This is a genomic window from Ensifer sp. Root142, assembly GCF_001426785.1.
Taxonomy (GTDB): domain Bacteria; phylum Pseudomonadota; class Alphaproteobacteria; order Rhizobiales; family Rhizobiaceae; genus Ensifer; species Ensifer canadensis.
In genome coordinates this window covers 675,872-693,309 of sequence record NZ_LMFK01000034.1, presented here as the reverse complement: position 1 = coordinate 693,309, position 17,438 = coordinate 675,872, and the positions used below count along the sequence as shown (strand labels likewise).

Sequence of the window (17,438 nt, the reverse complement as noted above, 5' to 3'; positions counted from 1 at the left end):
CATGAAGGATACCATCGTTTCCGTCAAAAACCTCCACAAGTGGTATTCGGGCGTGCATGCGCTGAAAGGCGTCTCGGTCGATTTCGCCCGCAACGAAGCAGTGGGCCTCATCGGTGATAACGGTGCCGGCAAATCCACACTGATCAATATCCTCTCCGGTGTGCAGAAGCAGGATGAGGGCGACATCTATATCGAATCCGAGAAAGTCGCGATCTGCAGCCCGCGCGATTCCATGCGTCTCGGCATCGAGACGATCTACCAGTACAACTCCATGGTTCCAACCATGTCGATTGCGCGGAATTTGTTCATCGGTCGAGAGCCGCTGAAATACTCGGTGTTTGGCATCGGCGTTATGGATCTACGAAAAATGCGCGAGGAAAGTGTCCGGGCGATCGCAGATGTCGATCTGCATCTCCGCTCGCCTGATGCGCTGGTTGGTGAGCTTTCCGGGGGGCAGCGGCAGGGTGTCGCCATCGCCCGAGCCATGCACTTTAAATCCAAGGTGATGATCCTCGATGAGCCGACTAACCATCTTTCGGTCAAGGAGACCAACAAGGTCATCGGTTTCGTTCGTTCGCTGAAGGAGCAGAACGTCACGGGGATCTTCATTAGCCACAATATGCATCATGTCTTTGACTGCTGTGACCGTGTGGTCGCGATGGCGCGTGGACAGATCGTGCTCGACAAGCGTGTCGCCGACACGTCGATTGACGAAGTGCAGTCGGTGCTTTGAAGGGAACGCAAATGGAGACGCTTCAAGGAAAAGTGGCACTCGTCACCGGAGGCCTCGGCACGCTCGGTCGGGCGCAGGCGAGGAAGCTCAACAAGGAAGGCGCGACCGTCGTTATACTCGATCGTCCCGAGCTGGAGGATGCGCAAACGCTGGCACGAAGCCTCGGCGAAAACGTGCGCTTTCTTGGTTGTGATCTGAACGATCTCGCCACATCGGAAAGGGTCATTCGGGAGGAGGCGGAGGCCTCCGGTGGCATTGACATCCTGATCAACAACGCCGCGCTCATCATCAACAAGCCGTTTCAAGAATTCAGCCTGGAGGAGTACGAAGACCAGATCCGGGTCAATTCCTCAGCTGCCTTTGCTGCTGTCAGAGGCTGTGCGGATTTGATGAAGCGCAAGGGGGCAGGCAAGATTGTCAACTTTGCTTCCATCACGCTCAATGGCCAATGGGAAGGCTACGTACCATATGTGGCGTCAAAAGGTGCGATGGTCGGTCTCACGAAGTCACTGGCCCGTGAGCTTGGTCCACATGGCGTCAACGTCAATGCGGTTTCGCCGGGCGCAATTGTTTCCGAAGCGGAAAACCGGGTTTTTGCAGATAGGCTTCAGGAATACAACGATTGGATCCTGACGCGGCAATGTCTCAAAAAACGCATCCAGCCCGAGGATGTGGCCGAACTCGTTTTCTTCCTCGTCTCGCCGGCCTCCGACATGATTTCTGGGCAGAACTTCGCGATCGACGGCGGCTGGTAGATGGCCGCCGAGCGGATCGTCCTGGACAATGGCAACGCGCGCCTCGAACTCGTGCCGTCGCTCGGAGGGGGTATTGCGCGGCTTGATGTGCAACACCCGAACGGTGCACTGCTTCCCGTGTTGAGGCCGTGGAACGGGCGGATGGAGGATGGCCCCTTCGCACTCGGCTGTAATGTGCTGGTCCCATTTTCCAATCGCATTTCCGGGGGCGGCTTTGAACACGATGGTACGTTCCATCCTGTTCCTGCCAACCTTTGTGGCGAGCCATTGCCCATTCACGGGGACGGCTTTCAACGGCGTTGGCGCACGGTTGTTCGGCGCTCAGAGTTCGTCGAACTCGAATGTGACGGGGAGATCGGTCCATTTCGCTATCGCGCACGGCAAATCACCACGCTCGCCGTGGACAAACTGATTGTAAAGCTCGAAGTTGAGAACCTTTCGGAGCAAGCGCTGCCGTTCGGCCTGGGATTTCATCCGTGGTTTCCCAGAAATGCGGACACTCGGCTGCAATTTCGTGCCGCGGAGATATGGCTGGAGGACAGGCATCATCTTCCCGCTGGGCGGCGAAAGATTGGCGATGTTCCTGACTGGAACTTCGATGGCGGGCGGACCTTGCCCGACGCCTGGATCAACAACGCCTTTGGCGAGTGGGGTGGAGAGGCTGTGATCACGCAAGGCGAAGGTGCCATTTCTTTCAAGCTTTCCGCTTCGGATAACCTCGCATATGCGTTGGTCTTCTCGCCGGGGTCGAAGGCCGACTTCTTTTGTTTTGAGCCGGTCTCCCACCCCGTCGACGCGCATAATATCGAGGGTCACCCCGGCCTTGAGGTGCTCGAACACCGCCAAAAACTGACTGCTTCAATGACGTTGAAATGGGATGAACGATATGGAACTCAGTAAGAGCGGCACCTTCGTAGGTCGAGTCTGGCTGCCGCAAGAAGGGGGGCCAGCGCTGGTTGCCGTTAGAGCCGGTGTGCTCTTCGACATCACGTCGAAAGATGCGCCAACGATGCGTGATCTCGCCGAGATGGACGATCCGGTCGGGTTTGTTCGTGCCCAAGAGGGAAAAGCGATCTGCAATCTCGATGAGTTTTCGTCGGACCGGGTCGCTAACCCGAGCAAGCCCCGGCTGCTCGCCCCATGCGATCTTCAGGCGATCAAGGCCTGCGGCGTGACCTTTGCACGCTCGATGCTCGAGCGGGTGATCGAGGAGCGCGCGGCGGGAAATCCCGACTTCGCCTCCAAAATCCGCGAACGCGTGACTGCGGTCGTCGGAGACAGCCTGCGCAATCTCAAGGCCGGTTCGGCGGCAGCGGCCAAGGTCAAGGAGGCACTGATCGAGGAGGGTGTCTGGTCTCAATATCTCGAAGTCGGAATCGGTCCTGACGCCGAAGTCTTTACAAAGGGACAGATCATGTCAGCGGTCGGTTATGGGGACGAGGTGGGGCTCCACCCGATATCGAAATGGAACAACCCTGAACCGGAGGTGGTGCTCGTTGTGGACAGTAGGGGCCGGGTGAAGGGAGCGACACTCGGCAACGATGTGAATTTGCGCGATGTCGAAGGGCGTTCGGCGCTGTTGCTCGGCAAGGCCAAGGACAACAACGCCTCCTGCGCACTCGGGCCGTTCATTCGACTGTTCGACGAAAGCTATTCGATCGATGACGTTCGCGATGCCGAACTCGATCTGAGGATTGAAGGCGAAGATGGCTATGTCCTGACCGGCCGCAGCTCGATGAAGGAGATCAGCCGCGATCCACTCGACCTCGTGGCACAGACCATCGGTCCCCATCACCAATATCCCGATGGCTTGATGTTGTTTATGGGCACGCTGTTCGCTCCGGTCGAAGATCGCGACATCCCGGGTCAGGGCTTTACCCATAAGGTCGGCGATGTCGTGACGATTTCTAGCGGTCAATTGGGCGCTCTGGTCAACACAGTGCAGCTGTCTACGGAGTGTACCCCCTGGACGTTCGGCGTATCGCATCTGATGCGCAATCTCGCTGCACGACAACTTATCTAACTGAAAGACCTGTCATGACATTGCACCAGAACCTGATTGCCGGCGAATGGGTTGGCGGTGATGGCGTTGCCAATATCAATCCGTCCGACACCAACGACGTGATCGGGGAATATGCGCGCGCCTCGGCCGAGGATGCGAAGGCGGCGATCGCCGCGGCCAAGGCTGCGTTTCCGGCCTGGTCGCGCTCCGGCATTCTCGAGCCTCATGCAACCTTCGAAAGACCGCCGACGAGCCCGCAGTCGGATGCGCGCCGAGTCCAACTTAACGCCGCTGCCAAACAAATTTGCCAGCACCACGTGTTTACCATTTACTTACGATAGAATTACGCGGAAAATTAGCGTCGTGGGAGGAAGGCATTCGGCCCTCACGATCAGCGCGCCCGAACGGCTTCTGCCCCTTTCAAGGGAGGACCAGTCATGAGGCGTATTTTGTTGCACGCGGCAGCATCGGTCGCGGCGCTCTCGCTTGGCGTCTCGTATGCATCCGCGCAATCAGGCAGTGTCGAGAAGGCGGTCGGCGGCTACAGTTTCGAGGACGCCGCAAAAGAGGCGCCCGGTACCAAGGACTTCCATTCGGCCGACGGCCACCTCACCTTTGGTATCGTGACGCACACCGCCGGGAACGGTTTTTTCGATCCCGTCTATGTTGGCGCCACGGTGGCTGGCAACATGATCGGCGCCAAGATCCTGCTGCTTGGCTCGGAATCGCCGGTGGATGATCCGGCCCGCGAGATCGAAATCCTTAATCAGATCGTTCAGGATCCGACGATCGACGGCATCATCATGACGACACCGCAGGTCGGCGCCTACAACGACATCGTCAAGGCCGCCGAGGCAAAGGGAATTCCCGTCGCCACGACAAATTCCTTTGACGGGACGCTGCTCAACCGCAGTAGCATCAGTCATACCGGACAGGACGCATCCGCGGCTGCGATCGGCGGCGAAGCACTTGCCAAATGCGTGCTCGACAGCGGCAAGACGAGCGGCTCGATCCTGCTGCCGTCCTCGACCGCGATGGGCAATATCGAAGTGAACAACCGGGTGACCTCGGCCTTTAATGCGATCGTCAAGACACTGAAGGACGCCGGAAAGCTTGAAAACTTCAAGGTGGACGCCGGGCCGGAGAATGTCGGCATCGACACGAACCCGAACGACCCCGTGAACGCGCTCGTGTCGCTCTTCGAGTCGCGTGGTGACGTCGTCGGGGCCTTCACCGCAAACAACGTCTTCACACCGCCACTCGTAAAGGCAGTCGCGCAAATGGGATGGACCGGTAAGTTCTGTGCCTTCGGCTTCGATCTGGGGCCGGCGCAGCAAGAGGGCATCACCGCGGGCAACCTAACGGGCTCGCTGGGACAACAGCCGTTTCTGCAAGGCTTCTGGCCGGTCATGCAGCTCTACCTGCAGATCGACCGCGGCATTTCGGCCGCCAATCTCGACACACGGGCCCAGCTGGTGACGAAGGAGACCGTCGCCAATGTCGGCAAGCGCTTCGAGAACTGATTTCGCACGAGCCGCCTGACATATACGGGCGGGAGGGCCGTTCCTGCCGCCTGCGCAAGTGCAAAGTTTTACCGGACAAACCCATGGCGCCTGTGGAGACGACATCGCTCGGCCGTGCGCCTCCGCAGCTCGCCGGCGGCTGGGAGGCCGGTCTCATACTGTTCCTAGTCCTGCTCTATGTCGGCGGCGTGTTCGCCAATCCGACCTTCTTCGCCTCGACGGACGCGCTTCACGCCCTGCTTCGCGATACCTCCCGCGTGGGGATCATCGCCGTGGGGATGACCTTCGTTATCGTCAACAAGGACCTCGATCTGTCGGTAGGGTCCACCTACGGCCTCGTCGCGGTGGCGTTCGCCCGGCTTTTTTCACCGAGCTTTCTCGATCTCGAAATCACGGCCTCAGTCATTCTTTGTCTGCTGCTGGGGACGGCGATCGGGTTACTCAACGGCGTGCTCGTGACCATCTTACGGGCGCCGGCATTCATCGCGACGCTGACGATCCTTTTCATCGGCCGCGGTTTCGTGCTGGCGCTGACGCACGGCCAGGCGATCTATTATTCCGGCAAGGCGGATGAATTTCCGCTGTTCTTCCACCTCGGCGAAACCAATGTCCTCGGCTTCAACAACCAGATCATCGTCTTCGCCTCCGTTGTCGCGCTCGGAGCCGTTGTGCTTGCCAAAACCCGCTGGGGCTACGAGACACTCGCCACCGGTGGGAACGAACAGGCGGCAGTCTATGCCGGTATTCCGGCACGCTGGGTGCGCATCCGCGCCTACCTGATCTCGTCGCTCTGTGCGACCCTTGCGGCTCTCCTGTCAGCGGCACAGGATAAGGGCGTAACCCCCCTTTATGGTGTCAGCTGGGAACTCACCGTCATCGCATCCGTGGTCATCGGCGGCGCGTCGATCCTGGGCGGTCGGGGTCGCGTGATCGGCTCTTGCCTGGGAGCCGCGGTCGTCGTGCTGGTCGACAAGGTCTTGCGCGAAGGATGGCCAATCACGCGCATCGTCGTCATCGACGGCGAGAATATTGCGGTCAACGCCAAGTTCACCCTGCCCGCGGGCGCGGTACTGGTTTTCCTCGGCCTCCTTCTCGTCATTGCGGTGCTGATAGAGCCCTATCTCATCCGCCGCCAAGTCGCGGGCCGATTCTGGGCCTGGCTGCGCGGCCGCCCGCCGCCACCCGCCTATGAGATGGGCGGCGTGGCTCTCGAGGGCGTCCAGACCAAGGGAGCGATGGCGAGCGACCGGGAGCTGACGGCTACCGGGTTCGGCAAGTTTCTCGCACGCCGCGACGCGCTTGCCATTATCCTGACAATCCTGTTGTGGCTGACGGGGCTCACCCTCAGGCCCGACTACTGGTGGAACCTCTCCAATACGTTCGCGATCCTGCTCAACTACACAGAACTTGCTCTCATCGCGGTCGGGCTCACCTATGTCATCGCAGCCGGCGATATCGATCTCTCCGTCGGGGCGGTACTTGCGCTTTCGGGCAGCACGGCGGCCTATTTTCTGAAGGTGCTGGGCGCCGACCCGATGACCGCCGTGGCGATGGGCCTGGTTGTCGGAATGGCCGCCGGACTCGTCAACGCCACCGTCACAGTCGGTTTCAAGCTGCCGGCCTTCATCGCTACGCTGGGCATGTTCTACATCGCCCGCGGTCTTGCCGCCTGGTTCGTTGCCGGCCAGCAACTGACGGGCTGGCCCGAAGGCTACAACCTGCTCGGCCGCAAGGCGAACGACGTCCTCCTACATTTCGGCTTTTCGCTGCCGCCCGGCTTTCTTCGGACTGTCGCAGAAGTCGTCAGCGTGCAGACGATCTGGATGTTCTTTGTCGCCCTGGTGGCTGGCCTCGTGCTCGCTTACTCGCCGTTCGGACTGAAGGTCCTGTCCACCGGCGGCAACCTCCGCGCCTCGGCTTACGCGGGCATCAACACGAACCGCGTGCGTTTCCTCGCGCTCTTGTTGTCAGCGCTCTGCGCCTCCATGGCCGGGATCATCAACGTCGCCTACTTTCGCAGTTTCAACCCCGTCGCCGGCCAGTTCCGCGAACTGGACGCCATCGCCTCGGTCATCATCGGCGGCGGATCGATCTTCGGCGGTTACGGCACCATCATCGGCTCGCTTGCCGGCGCCGCGGCGATCACGCTCGTGCGGGCGCTGCTGCAATTGAACGTCCAGGGGTTCACCATGCCGCAGCACTGGATCAATGTCTTTATCGGCGTCATCCTTATCGTGGCCGTGCTCGTCGACATTTGGGTTCGCCAAGCCAATATCTTCGGACGCATGCGCTCCTTTTTGGCGCAACGCGGACAAAGATCGGAGACCAGTCATGGCCGCTGATACCCAAGGTACACCGATCGTGGAAATGCGGAGCATCGAAAAGGTGTTCGGTGCGGTCCAGGCGCTACGCTCGGTCGACTTGGTGCTCCATCCCGGCGAGATCCTCGGTCTCGTTGGCGACAATTCCGCCGGCAAATCAACGCTAATGAAAATCCTGACCGGCGCCTACCAGCGCGATGCTGGCGAGATATTCGTCGCCGGACACCCGGTGCATTTCAGGAGCCCGCATGAGAGCCGCGACGTCGGTATCGAGATGATCTACCAGGATTTCGCGTTGTGCGGGAACATGGACGTCGGGCAGAACATATTTCTGGGCCGCTGGCCGCTCAAGGGCCCGTTCGTCGATCGGCGGAAGATGTATGCGGAAGCCGACAAGGTGTTGAAACGGCTCAAGGTCGACGTCAACTCCGTCTACCAGAAGGTTGAAAGCCTGTCGGGCGGCCGCCAGCAATCGGTGGCGATTGCCCGCGCCATCTCGTTCGAGCCGCAGGTCGTAATCCTCGATGAACCGACCGCCAATCTTTCGGTGATGGCGACCGAACGCCTGCTTGAAACGATGCTGGAATTGAAGAGACAGGGTGTAGCCCAGATTATCATCTCTCATCGGCTGGTAGATATCTTTGCCGTCGGCGATCGCGTGATGGTGCTGAAGCGCGGCGAGTATGTCGGCGACCGCTATATCAAGCACACTGACGAACACGAGATTCTGGAGATCATTGTTTCCGGCACCCGCGAAAGGGCACTCACGGCGGAGCAGGCAGTGCGTTGACCGGGCATCGGCAAAATCCGCAGTACCGTCGGCATATTGGGCGATAACGACATCGGGTAGCCGATCCACGAGAGCGCGGTCGCGCCGGCTATCGCTCGATCTTCTCAGGAGGGAGGGAAGTTCAGGATTAGCCGCAAGGATAGCCGGGACCAGCGGAGTCACAATCTTCACGCCGAATACGATTGGCCATCATTGGCCTATGTTATCCGACGAGCCCGCGGGACGAGAAATCCGGCACTCGACACCTTGATCGTGCAGATTGAAAAAGAGATCAGCCGCCATGGAGGTCCAACGTTGGCGAGTTAATTCCCCAGAGGGACGACAGGGAAACGTGGGTCACGTCGCGAATTTGGGTTATTTCGGGACTGTCCGATCAGGATGGACGCCCCGAATTGAGACCTACCATCGCTCCTCGGCGGGAATTTGGTAGCGTGCGTCCGCCGTGGTCAGCATCAAATGCAAAAGCAGCGAACCGGTCGATGTGCTCGGGCGAAGGGGGAGGCCTCCGTTTGGTTTTGCGCGTTTAGGATCGCATACTATATCGACGGGAACTTACGACCTAGCACCCGCGATGAGGTGCAAGGCAGAGTTGCCCTGTGCCCGCTGCTACTGTTTGCTTGCGGCCGGATCGATCAACGCGATCAGGAGATTAACGCCGAGCAGGAAAGTCACGGCAGTTCGTCACGCAAGGCGTTGACGATTTCGAGGGCAACTGGCGGGGTATTCGGTCGTGACGTCAGAAGAGGAATTCCATTGCGCTCGTTACCGCTGCGGGGCCGGCGCAAAGAACGCCTTGCCAGCTCGGAAATGACCTCGCCAAGGCTCCGATGCTGCTGGGCTGCCATGGCCTTGGCTGCAATCAGGACATCGTCATCGATCGCAAGTGTCGTTCTCAAATCTGCCTCATCGCGCATCAGTCATCACACATCATATAGGGCAAGAGGTTGAATTTCCCAAGACTGATACAGAAGAGCGTCGCAGCCGTTCAGCCTGCCTCCCGCCGGAGGGCGGCCAGGATGACGTCGACTTGCGCCTCAACGTTGCGGCACACCGCCGCATAGATGAACGATAGGAGTCGCCGTGTCTTCTCCCAACGAATATCAAATGATTGATCCGATATCCGTTCAAGTGGTCCAGTACCGAACCGACTGCTCTGATATTGGATCAGTTCGTGTCGAGGCCGATCCACAGGCCGTTGAGAATGATGTCGCTGTGCTGGCGCGCAAGATTGCCTTACGGGCAATATCTGCTGCCGCTAATTCAATGTATAAAGCTGGTGAGCGGCGATATCCCGCCGCAGAGGTCACTTTGGCGGGCCCAATCTTCACGACGCCCCAACTGATCTTCGCTGGCACGGTCTCCGTCTCGGCGTATCGACATCCAATTTTTGCACGCCGGATCACAGTAGGAGCGCGCGTCCAAGTCCGAATATCTTTTGAAGAGTTTAAGACTTGGACGAGGCGCGCAATGCCGAAGCGGGATAGCGCAAGGTCGGATCGAACGGGTTGAGCTTGTTGCTGATCGCCTGCGCTTCCGATTTCAGCAGATCGGTGATCGTGCCGCTGCGCATTTCGGTCAGCCTCGATGCCAGGGTCCCGATGCTTAAGGAGGCGACGGCAATGCCGTTTCGATCGAGAACCGGAACGCCCAAGCCGGCCATGCCTTCAATCATCTCGAAATTCATCTGCGCAGCGCCGATGCGGCGCACCTCCTCGATCTTGATGCGCAGATCAACTTCATCGATCGCCGCACGATCCATGATGCGGGGCATGTTGAACTTGATGATGGCCTCGCGCTCCTCCTCCGGCAGGTAGGAGAGAATGGCGATGCTGCCCTGGCCGATGCCCAATGGCACCTTGCCGCCGATGTCGCCGGTAAACGAGCGGATGGGGAACGGCCCCTCGACGCGGTCGAGGCAAATTGCATCGAAGTTGCTGCGCACCAGCAGAAACACTGTGTCGTTGAAGGTCGCCGAAAGTCGCAGCAGTGATGGGCGGGCGATATCGAGGATGCCCTCGCGCCGCCTTGCCTGCGAGGCGATGGAAAAGAACTCCAGCGACAGACGGTAGGATTTGCTGTCCGGCATCTGCTCAACCATGTCCTCGGCGATAAGGGTCTTCAGCAGACGATGTGCCGACGGTTGGCTCAGATTCAACCTGCGCGCAAGGTCGATCAACCGCACACCTTCCACCGACTGCGCCGCCAGATCTTTCAGGATGTGGATTGCCTTCGAGAGGCTGGAGTTGCCAACGGCTTCGGATTCCGAAATCTGCGTCATAAATTTATAGATCCCCTATTAATATTCCGAATTATGGACTTTTTTCATAAAAAATTTCAACATAGAAAATTCGGTTTGTGTTTTTTGCCAAACTCCGGAAATTAACCGGCAAGCCCTTCTCAAGGTGGCGGATGGAAAACGTGGACGGACTGCCGTTCGTCCCGACCGGGAAAACTGTGCGGCCCGGTCGTGACGGCCGCAGTTGCTGACTTCGGCATCTGTCTGAGCGGGCCCAATGGATTTTGACGACGTGTCGTTGCCGCATGGATCGCTGACAAAAAAATCAGGGCAGGCGATCTCTTCAGGTAATGAATGACGGGAGAGCGAGCATGAGTTTCCTCAGCCTAAAACAGGTTTCCAGATTCTACGGATCGGTTGCCGCTGTTCACAATTTCGACCTTGGTGTGGAGAAGGGCGAGTTCATCTCGCTTCTGGGACCATCCGGTTGCGGCAAGACGACAACGCTGCAAATGATCGCGGGTCTCGTGCGTCCGTCCTCGGGCACGATCATGATGGGCGGCCGCGACATCACCTACATGCCGCCGCCGCAACGGCAGCTCGGCGTGGTCTTTCAAAGCTACGCGCTCTTCCCGCACATGACGGTTGCGCAAAATGTCAGCTTCGGCCTCGAGATGCGCAAGGTTGCGAAGGCCGAGCGCGAAACGCGCATCAAGGACATTCTTGCTCTCGTCCACCTCTCGGCGCTCGCCGATCGATATCCGCGCGAGATGTCCGGCGGCCAGCGCCAGCGTGTGGCGATCGCCCGTGCGCTGGTCATCAATCCGCCGGTTCTGCTGCTGGATGAGCCGCTGTCCAACCTCGATGCCCAGCTTCGCGAAGAAATGCAGTTCGAATTGCGTCGCATCCAACAGGCCGTCGGCATCACCACCATCATGGTTACGCACGACCAGGCCGAGGCGCTCTCCATTAGCGACCGCGTCGTGGTCATGGAGAAGGGCAAGATCACTCAGGTCGACACGCCCTACGAACTCTATGAACACCCGCGCAACGATTTCATTTCTTCCTTTGTCGGAAAGTCGAACTTCATGCCGGCGACTGCGGTCGCAAACGGTGCGGGCACCACAATCTCGATTGGTAGTACCGACATAACCTTCGAAACGGACGCCAAGACGGCAAGCAAGGATGTTTCCGTATTCATCCGCCCGGAAAAGCTGCGTCTGACGACACCATCCAACGGGCAGCTTCAGGGAACCGTGACCACCCGCTACTTCATGGGCAGCCAGTGGCTGGTCAGCGCTGCGACCCCGGCCGGCGTTCTGGCCGTCGCCGTTCCCAATCTTGGCGCACCGCCGCCGCTGGAAGGCGAAAATGTGGGCCTGTCCTGGCAGCATGGCGACTGTCGCGTTCTCGCTGCGGGAGCTGCCGAGTGATGGGCGCGGCGACCCCTGCGGCGGCGCCGCGCGCTTTCGCCCCGTTGTTCCTTTCGGCTCCGGCAACGCTGTTTTTCATTGGGCTTGTTCTGCTGCCACTGGCGCTAACGATCATCCTGTCGTTCAACAGCTACGACTATACCGCCGGCATTCAGAATGACTTCTCGCTCGCAAACTATCTGACCGTTCTGCAGGACGAGTATTACCTCTCGACCTTCTGGCGTACGCTGCGCCTGGCGCTGCTGACCACTGTGATCGCCGTGCTGATCGGTGTTCCGGAAGCCTACATCCTCTCCAACATGCGCAAGCCCTGGCGGTCGATCTTCCTGCTCGTCATCATCGGCCCGTTGCTAGTCTCGGTGGTCGTGCGCACCTTTGGCTGGAGCATGCTGCTAGGCAAGAACGGGCTGGTGAACGGCGCGCTTGCCGCCGTCGGCCTCGAGCCGGTGCAACTGCTCTACACCGAAGCGGCGATCGTCATCGGCCTCGTCCACATCATGCTGCCGTTCATGGTCATCCCGGTTTGGACGGTGCTTCAGAAGCTGGATCCGACCGTCGAGGCGGCGGCGCTCACGCTCGGCGCATCCCGCTTTACCGCCCTGCGCCGGATCGTCTTTCCGCAGGCCGCCCTTGGCATTCTCTCCGGCAGCCTGATCGTCTTCGCGCTGTCGGCGAGTTCCTTCGCCATCCCCGGCCTTCTCGGTGGGAGGCGGCTGAAGATGGCGGCGACGCTCGTCTACGACGAGTTCCTGATCGAACTCAATTGGCCGCTCGGCGCTACCATCGCCATCATCGTCCTCGTCGCCAACCTCGTGATCATGCTCGCCTATAACAGGCTCATCGAGCAGCAGGCCAAACGGAAGCTGGGTTGAAATCATGCAGAGAAACGGTCCTGTCGCGCTGGTCTTTCACAGCCTCATCGTCGTGTTCATGCTGGCTCCCATGGTCGTGGTGTGCCTCGTGGCCTTCACCCCTGAAAACACTTTGGCCATGCCATGGAACGGCCTGTCGCTGCGCTGGTTCGAGGCAGTCTTCCGCCACAACGACTTCATGTCGTCATTCGGCAACAGCATTCGATTGGCCCTCCTTTCGGCAACGATTTCGACACTGCTTGCTGTCCCGGCCGCCCTTGCCATCACGCGCTACGAGTTCCGCGGCCGTGATGTGCTGAACGCATTGTTCCTGTCGCCGCTGATCATCCCACATCTGGTTCTTGGCGTTGCCTTTCTCCGGTTGTTTTCGCTGATGAGCATGACCGGCTCCTTCACCTGGCTGGTGGCCACGCATGCAATCATCATCACGCCCTATACGCTGAGGCTCATCCTCGCGTCGTTGACGAGCATGGATCGCAACGCCGAGAACGCGGCCCGCACCCTTGGAGCGGCCGAGTGGACGGTGTTCAAGCGCATCACCTTGCCGTTGCTGCTGCCGGGGATCAGCGGCGGCTGGCTGCTTGCCTTCATCAACAGCTTCGATGAACTGACGATGTCTATCTTCGTCACATCGCCTTCGACCGTGACCTTGCCGGTTCGCATGTACATGTATGCCAGCGAATCCATCGATCCGATGATGGCCGCGGTTTCCACGCTGATGATCGCGCTTGCGACCGTGACTATGATCGTCCTCGACCGGATGTTTGGGCTCGATCGTCTTCTTGTCGGCAAAGGCTGAGAACGGCGATGTCGAGACAAGCCCTGTTCAAGCGCCGATATCGCCGGGACGAGGAAGCAATCCCGTTCCTGCTAAACGGCTTGCCCGAAATCGGACGACGTGGCGACACGGTCATGACGGCCATCCTTTCGCTCGGATCCAGCCTTCGCCGGGCGGAATTCACCGGCGAGAACCGCGCAGGCTTCTGCCTGATCGGCGCCTGCCAGGATTGCTTCGTGATGACGGCGGACGGTAGCCGCGTGCGTGCGTGCAGCACGGCACTGAAACCCGGCATGGCTTTTTTCACGACCACGATAGAGCGCGTCGAGCATGACTGATGCTCTGCCGATCGTGATCGTCGGTGCCGGTCCGGCCGGCATCCGCGCCGCCGAACAAATGGTCGAAGCCGGTATCCGGCCGATTGTTCTCGATGAGGGATTGCGCGCCGGCGGGCAGATCTACCGGCGCCCGATGATCGACGACGGCCGTTCCTACCGCAACCGGTACGGCTCCGAGGCGAGAAAGGCCGAGCAGTTGCACGCGGCCTTCGAGCGGCTCCGCCCGGCAATCGAGTATCGGCCGGAAACACTTGCCTGGAACGTCAGCGGCCAGGAGCGCGGCGGTCACCTCGATATGATGACTGACGGCGTGCATAACCAGATTGCCTTTTCCAAGCTGCTTTTGTGCACCGGCGCCACGGACCGCGTGCTGCCATTTCCCGGTTGGACGAGGCCGGGCGTATTCACGCTCGGTGCCGCCCAGACGGCTTTGAAGGCGCAAGGCTGCACGGTTGGCGACCGACTGGTATTCATGGGGTCCGGCCCGCTGCTTTATCTTGTTGCGTGGCAATACATGAAGGCGGGAGCGACAGTCGCCGCCGTGCTCGATACAGCGCCGTTGCGATCGAAAATTCATCTGGTGTCGCTGTTCGCCCGAGCGCCGCGCATCGTCGCGCTCGGCCTGTTCTATGGCGCTCAGCTCCAACTGTCGGGCGTCAAGATCCGATATGGTGTTCGGCCCGAAACGGTCATCGGCGCAGACCGGGTCGAGGGCATCCGCTTTCAGGCGAGTGGCTGCACACAAGAGCTAGAATGCGACGCGATTGCCTACGGGTTTGCGCTGCGCCCGGAAACGCAGCTGGCCGACCTCGCCGGATGTCGCTTCCGCTTCGAGGATCGCGACCGGACATGGTTGCCGGAACGCGACGCCCTGGGCCGCACGAGCCGCAAGGATGTCTACGTCTCCGGCGACGGCAGCGGTATTGCTGGTGCCGATGCCGCCGAGATCGACGGCCAGCTAGCGGCATTGGCAATCCTCAATGATGTGGGCAAGACGGTCGAGGGCGATCGTCTTCGGCCATTGATGGCTGCCCGGGCACGGATCCTGCGCCAGCGCGAAATTCTCGAAAATGCGTTTCCTTTCCCGCGCGACTGGTTCGAGACGGTGCCGGCCAAGACGACGCTTTGCCGGTGCGAGGAAATCAGCATCGGCGAGATCCGCCGCGCGGTCGAGGCCGGGAACATCGGCGAGATCAATCGGATGAAGGCTTTGAGCCGCGTCGGCATGGGGCGTTGCCAGGGGCGGATGTGTTCGGCCGCCGCAACTGAGGTGCTTCGCAGCATCCGCAATGTCGAGCCGCAGGAAACCGGCCGTCTGCGGGCGCAGGCGCCGGTGAAGCCAATTCCGCTCGCCTTCGGCGGTCCGCTCGACAGGGAGGCAGGCCGATGATCCAGCGCATTTCGGCGGATGTGACCATCATCGGCGGCGGGCTTGTCGGCAGTTCAGCAGCGCTGGCGATGCGCAAGGCCGGACTTGCCGTTGTGCTGATCGATAAGGGCTTCTGCGGCGCCCAGGCCAGCGGTGTCAACTATGGCGGCGTGCGCCGGCAAGGACGGCCTCCCGAGCAATTGCCGCTGTCCCAGCGGGCACACGGCATCTGGCCACGACTGAAGGCACTGGTCGGCATTGACGGAGAATACGTGCCGTCCGGCCATCTGAAGCTAGCGCGCACTGAGGCGGATTTTGCCAAGCTGGAAGCCTATGCCGAGATAGCCAATCCCTACGGGCTCGATCTCGAGTTGGTTGGGGCTGCCGCATTGAAGACGCGTTTCCCCTGGTTGTCGGCGGCAGGCGCAGGCGCATCGCTTTGCCCAGGCGACGGTCATGCCAATCCCAGGCTGGTCTCGCCCGCCTTCGCGCGTGCGGCGGAACGCGCGGGCGTGAAGGTCTTCGAACAGACCCCTGTGCATGATGTGCGCGCGACCGGCAGCGGATTTGCCGTGCTTGCGGGAGAGAATGTCGAAATTCGCAGCCGTCAGATTGTCAACAGCGCCGGTGCCTGGTCCGATATGTTTGCCGCGCAGTTCGGCGAACGCGTTCCACTGACCCGCATCTATCCCTCGATGGTCGTCACCGAGCCGCTGCCGATGCGATTGCCGGTCAGCATGGGCGAGCAGGGCGGCAGTTTTTACGGACGGCAGGTTGCGCGCGGTAACTATGTGATGGGTGGCGGGCGCGGAGCAGCACTTGCCGATCCCGATTTCTCGCGGCCGTCGGTAACGGCGGCTTCATCGGTCATGCAGCGCGCCATAGCGCTCTTTCCGCATCTGGCCACTGCCCAGGTCATCCGGTTCTGGTCCGGTACGGAAGCAGAGATGCCTGACGGCAATCCGGTCATCGGCGCAAGCCAGACGACGCCCGGCCTCTTCCACGCCTTCGGGTTCTGCGGCGCCGGGTTCCAGATCGCGCCTGCCGTCGGCGAAGTGCTCTTGGAGCTCGTCGCCACCGGGCAAAGCACCACGCCTATCGATGCCTTTTCCATCGGCCGCTTCAGTCAAGTAGCGGCTCAAACTGCAGTCTCGTTGTAAACAGAAAGGGGAATACCATGGTTGACCAACGCCTTATGAGAACTTCGGCCCTCGCGCTGCTCGCGCTCGCCGTTCAGCAGACCACCGCCCAGGCGGAAACCAAGACGCTTTACATCGGCATGAATGGCGGCAATTTCGAGCGCGCCTACACCGAGCACGTGTTGCCTCCCTTCGAGAACGCCAATGACGTCAAAGTCGTCATCGTTCCCGGCACCTCCGCCGACATTCTCGCCAAGGCCACGGCTGCCAAGGACAATCCGCAGATGCATGTCATGCTGCTCGACGACGGCGTCATGGTGCGCGCCATTGGCGCCGGGCTTTGCCAGAAGATCGCCGACGATCCTGTGCTTGCTGAAATCCAGCCGGCTGCGCGCCTAAAGGATGACATGGCAATCGGCGTCGACATGGGCATGACGGGCCTTGCCTACAACAAGAAGCTCTTTGACGAAAAGGGCTGGCCGGCACCGAGCTCCTGGATGGATATGGCCGATCCGAAGTTCGAAAATGCGGTGGTGTTCCAGTCCGCTTCCGCCTCCAGTTTCGGCCTGCATGCCTTCCTGATGTTCAACCGCATCCAGGGCGGCGACGAGACCAATGTCGAACCCGGTTTCGAGAAGTTTTCCGATATGATCGGCAAGAACGTCATCGAGTTCATTCCAAGCTCTGCCAAGATCTCGGAGATGGTCCAGACCGGCGAAGCGGCGATCTTCCCGCTGACGCCGACGGCGGTAAACAACCTGAAGGACAAGGGTATACCGGTGGAATACGCCCAGCCGAAGGAAGGCTCAGTCGTTCTCGCCGTAACCGAATGCGTCATCGCCAACAACAGCGAGCCGGAACTCAGCCAGAAGCTTGCCCATTACCTGCTGTCGGCAGAGGCTCAGAGCCTGGCGCTGGACAATGGCAACATCATTCCGTCCAACAGGAACGCCAAGGCCGGTACGGCTGCGGCCAATGAGAAGCTGGCGACCTTCAAGACCAACATGGAAACCGCGAAGGTTCTGGATTGGGATGCAATCAACAAGAGCCGTCAGGACTGGAACAAGCGCTGGAACCGCATGATCGAGCGCTAATGCGCTGAAAATCTCTCCTCGCCAGTTCGGCCTGACATTAAGCGCCTTCCGCTTC

Annotated in this window: 16 protein-coding genes and 2 pseudogenes; 16 read left to right on the top strand and 2 right to left on the bottom strand. The window is 60.2% G+C overall.

The annotated features are described in order from the left end of the window. Position 1: 1 nt before the first annotated feature. The 9 genes and pseudogenes from ASD52_RS27950 to ASD52_RS40385 form a co-directional block, all read left to right on the top strand. Positions 2 to 733, top strand: a complete 732-nt coding sequence (locus tag ASD52_RS27950) for an ATP-binding cassette domain-containing protein (protein ID WP_057206714.1) — start codon at positions 2 to 4, stop codon at positions 731 to 733. 11 nt (positions 734 to 744) lie between these two features. Next, a complete protein-coding gene (locus ASD52_RS27945; RefSeq protein ID WP_057226215.1) occupies positions 745 to 1,488 on the top strand; it encodes an SDR family oxidoreductase in 744 nt (247 codons plus the stop codon). Further along, the gene (locus tag ASD52_RS27940; protein ID WP_057226212.1) at positions 1,489 to 2,388 is read left to right on the top strand and encodes an aldose 1-epimerase; all 900 of its coding nucleotides are present in this window, start codon (positions 1,489 to 1,491) and stop codon (positions 2,386 to 2,388) included. Further along, a complete protein-coding gene (locus ASD52_RS27935; protein WP_156613048.1) occupies positions 2,375 to 3,511 on the top strand; it encodes a fumarylacetoacetate hydrolase family protein in 1,137 nt (378 codons plus the stop codon). The genes ASD52_RS27940 and ASD52_RS27935 overlap by 14 nt, the downstream gene beginning before the upstream one ends. A gap of 14 nt (positions 3,512 to 3,525) precedes the next feature. Then, positions 3,526 to 3,743 (top strand): annotated as a pseudogene (locus ASD52_RS27930) (aldehyde dehydrogenase family protein); the annotation flags it as partial. 184 nt (positions 3,744 to 3,927) lie between these two features. Continuing rightward, positions 3,928 to 5,013 (top strand): substrate-binding domain-containing protein, encoded by a 1,086-nt coding sequence (locus ASD52_RS27925; RefSeq protein WP_057226206.1) that lies wholly within the window; start codon positions 3,928 to 3,930, stop codon positions 5,011 to 5,013. Between the two features lie 83 nt (positions 5,014 to 5,096). After that, positions 5,097 to 7,355, top strand: a complete 2,259-nt coding sequence (locus ASD52_RS27920) for a sugar ABC transporter permease (protein WP_057226204.1) — start codon at positions 5,097 to 5,099, stop codon at positions 7,353 to 7,355. Next, positions 7,345 to 8,124: an ATP-binding cassette domain-containing protein gene (locus ASD52_RS27915; RefSeq protein WP_057206728.1), complete on the top strand. Its 780-nt coding sequence runs from the start codon at positions 7,345 to 7,347 to the stop codon at positions 8,122 to 8,124. The genes ASD52_RS27920 and ASD52_RS27915 overlap by 11 nt, the downstream gene beginning before the upstream one ends. Positions 8,125 to 8,310: 186 nt before the next feature. Continuing rightward, positions 8,311 to 8,430 (top strand): annotated as a pseudogene (locus ASD52_RS40385) (LysR family transcriptional regulator); the annotation flags it as partial. Positions 8,431 to 8,792: 362 nt separating this feature from the next. Here the strand turns inward: ASD52_RS40385 and ASD52_RS27910 are convergent. Next, positions 8,793 to 9,020, bottom strand: a complete 228-nt coding sequence (locus ASD52_RS27910; protein ID WP_156613047.1) for a CopG family transcriptional regulator — start codon at positions 9,018 to 9,020, stop codon at positions 8,793 to 8,795. 548 nt (positions 9,021 to 9,568) lie between these two features. Then, positions 9,569 to 10,402 (bottom strand): IclR family transcriptional regulator, encoded by an 834-nt coding sequence (locus ASD52_RS27905; RefSeq protein WP_025430617.1) that lies wholly within the window; start codon positions 10,400 to 10,402, stop codon positions 9,569 to 9,571. A gap of 329 nt (positions 10,403 to 10,731) precedes the next feature. Between ASD52_RS27905 and ASD52_RS27900 the strand changes: the two genes are divergently transcribed. Genes ASD52_RS27900 through ASD52_RS27870 form a run of 7 tightly spaced genes read left to right on the top strand, consistent with a single transcriptional unit; the run spans position 10,732 to position 17,383 of the window. Next, a complete protein-coding gene (locus ASD52_RS27900) occupies positions 10,732 to 11,793 on the top strand; it encodes an ABC transporter ATP-binding protein (protein WP_057206734.1) in 1,062 nt (353 codons plus the stop codon). Continuing rightward, the gene (locus tag ASD52_RS27895) at positions 11,793 to 12,665 is read left to right on the top strand and encodes an ABC transporter permease (protein WP_057206736.1); all 873 of its coding nucleotides are present in this window, start codon (positions 11,793 to 11,795) and stop codon (positions 12,663 to 12,665) included. Before ASD52_RS27900 ends, ASD52_RS27895 begins: the two co-directional genes overlap by 1 nt. 4 nt (positions 12,666 to 12,669) lie before the next feature. Continuing rightward, positions 12,670 to 13,464, top strand: coding sequence for an ABC transporter permease (locus tag ASD52_RS27890; RefSeq protein ID WP_057206737.1), 795 nt, complete (start codon positions 12,670 to 12,672; stop codon positions 13,462 to 13,464). 8 nt (positions 13,465 to 13,472) lie between these two features. Continuing rightward, complete coding sequence (locus ASD52_RS27885; protein WP_057226200.1) at positions 13,473 to 13,781, top strand: (2Fe-2S)-binding protein; 309 nt, start codon at positions 13,473 to 13,475, stop codon at positions 13,779 to 13,781. Next, the gene (locus ASD52_RS27880; RefSeq protein ID WP_057226198.1) at positions 13,774 to 15,171 is read left to right on the top strand and encodes an FAD/NAD(P)-binding oxidoreductase; all 1,398 of its coding nucleotides are present in this window, start codon (positions 13,774 to 13,776) and stop codon (positions 15,169 to 15,171) included. The genes ASD52_RS27885 and ASD52_RS27880 overlap by 8 nt, the downstream gene beginning before the upstream one ends. Then, positions 15,168 to 16,310: an FAD-dependent oxidoreductase gene (locus ASD52_RS27875; RefSeq protein ID WP_057226196.1), complete on the top strand. Its 1,143-nt coding sequence runs from the start codon at positions 15,168 to 15,170 to the stop codon at positions 16,308 to 16,310. Before ASD52_RS27880 ends, ASD52_RS27875 begins: the two co-directional genes overlap by 4 nt. Positions 16,311 to 16,327: 17 nt before the next feature. Next, positions 16,328 to 17,383 carry an ABC transporter substrate-binding protein gene (locus tag ASD52_RS27870; protein ID WP_057226194.1) on the top strand — a complete coding sequence of 352 codons (1,056 nt, stop codon included), beginning with the start codon at positions 16,328 to 16,330 and terminating at the stop codon, positions 17,381 to 17,383. Positions 17,384 to 17,438: the final 55 nt, after the last annotated feature.

Excerpts from the sequence above, each read along its gene's own strand:
- ASD52_RS27950 (WP_057206714.1), top strand. The coding sequence starts at position 2 with ATGAAGGATACCATCGTTTCCGTCAAAAACCTCCACAAGTGGTATTCG.
- ASD52_RS27945 (WP_057226215.1), top strand. The coding sequence starts at position 745 with ATGGAGACGCTTCAAGGAAAAGTGGCACTCGTCACCGGAGGCCTCGGC.
- ASD52_RS27940 (WP_057226212.1), top strand. The coding sequence starts at position 1,489 with ATGGCCGCCGAGCGGATCGTCCTGGACAATGGCAACGCGCGCCTCGAA.
- ASD52_RS27935 (WP_156613048.1), top strand. The coding sequence starts at position 2,375 with ATGGAACTCAGTAAGAGCGGCACCTTCGTAGGTCGAGTCTGGCTGCCG.
- ASD52_RS27925 (WP_057226206.1), top strand. The coding sequence starts at position 3,928 with ATGAGGCGTATTTTGTTGCACGCGGCAGCATCGGTCGCGGCGCTCTCG.
- ASD52_RS27920 (WP_057226204.1), top strand. The coding sequence starts at position 5,097 with ATGGCGCCTGTGGAGACGACATCGCTCGGCCGTGCGCCTCCGCAGCTC.
- ASD52_RS27915 (WP_057206728.1), top strand. The coding sequence starts at position 7,345 with ATGGCCGCTGATACCCAAGGTACACCGATCGTGGAAATGCGGAGCATC.
- ASD52_RS27905 (WP_025430617.1), bottom strand. The coding sequence starts at position 10,402 with ATGACGCAGATTTCGGAATCCGAAGCCGTTGGCAACTCCAGCCTCTCG.
- ASD52_RS27900 (WP_057206734.1), top strand. The coding sequence starts at position 10,732 with ATGAGTTTCCTCAGCCTAAAACAGGTTTCCAGATTCTACGGATCGGTT.
- ASD52_RS27895 (WP_057206736.1), top strand. The coding sequence starts at position 11,793 with ATGGGCGCGGCGACCCCTGCGGCGGCGCCGCGCGCTTTCGCCCCGTTG.
- ASD52_RS27890 (WP_057206737.1), top strand. The coding sequence starts at position 12,670 with ATGCAGAGAAACGGTCCTGTCGCGCTGGTCTTTCACAGCCTCATCGTC.
- ASD52_RS27885 (WP_057226200.1), top strand. The coding sequence starts at position 13,473 with ATGTCGAGACAAGCCCTGTTCAAGCGCCGATATCGCCGGGACGAGGAA.
- ASD52_RS27880 (WP_057226198.1), top strand. The coding sequence starts at position 13,774 with ATGACTGATGCTCTGCCGATCGTGATCGTCGGTGCCGGTCCGGCCGGC.
- ASD52_RS27875 (WP_057226196.1), top strand. The coding sequence starts at position 15,168 with ATGATCCAGCGCATTTCGGCGGATGTGACCATCATCGGCGGCGGGCTT.
- ASD52_RS27870 (WP_057226194.1), top strand. The coding sequence starts at position 16,328 with ATGGTTGACCAACGCCTTATGAGAACTTCGGCCCTCGCGCTGCTCGCG.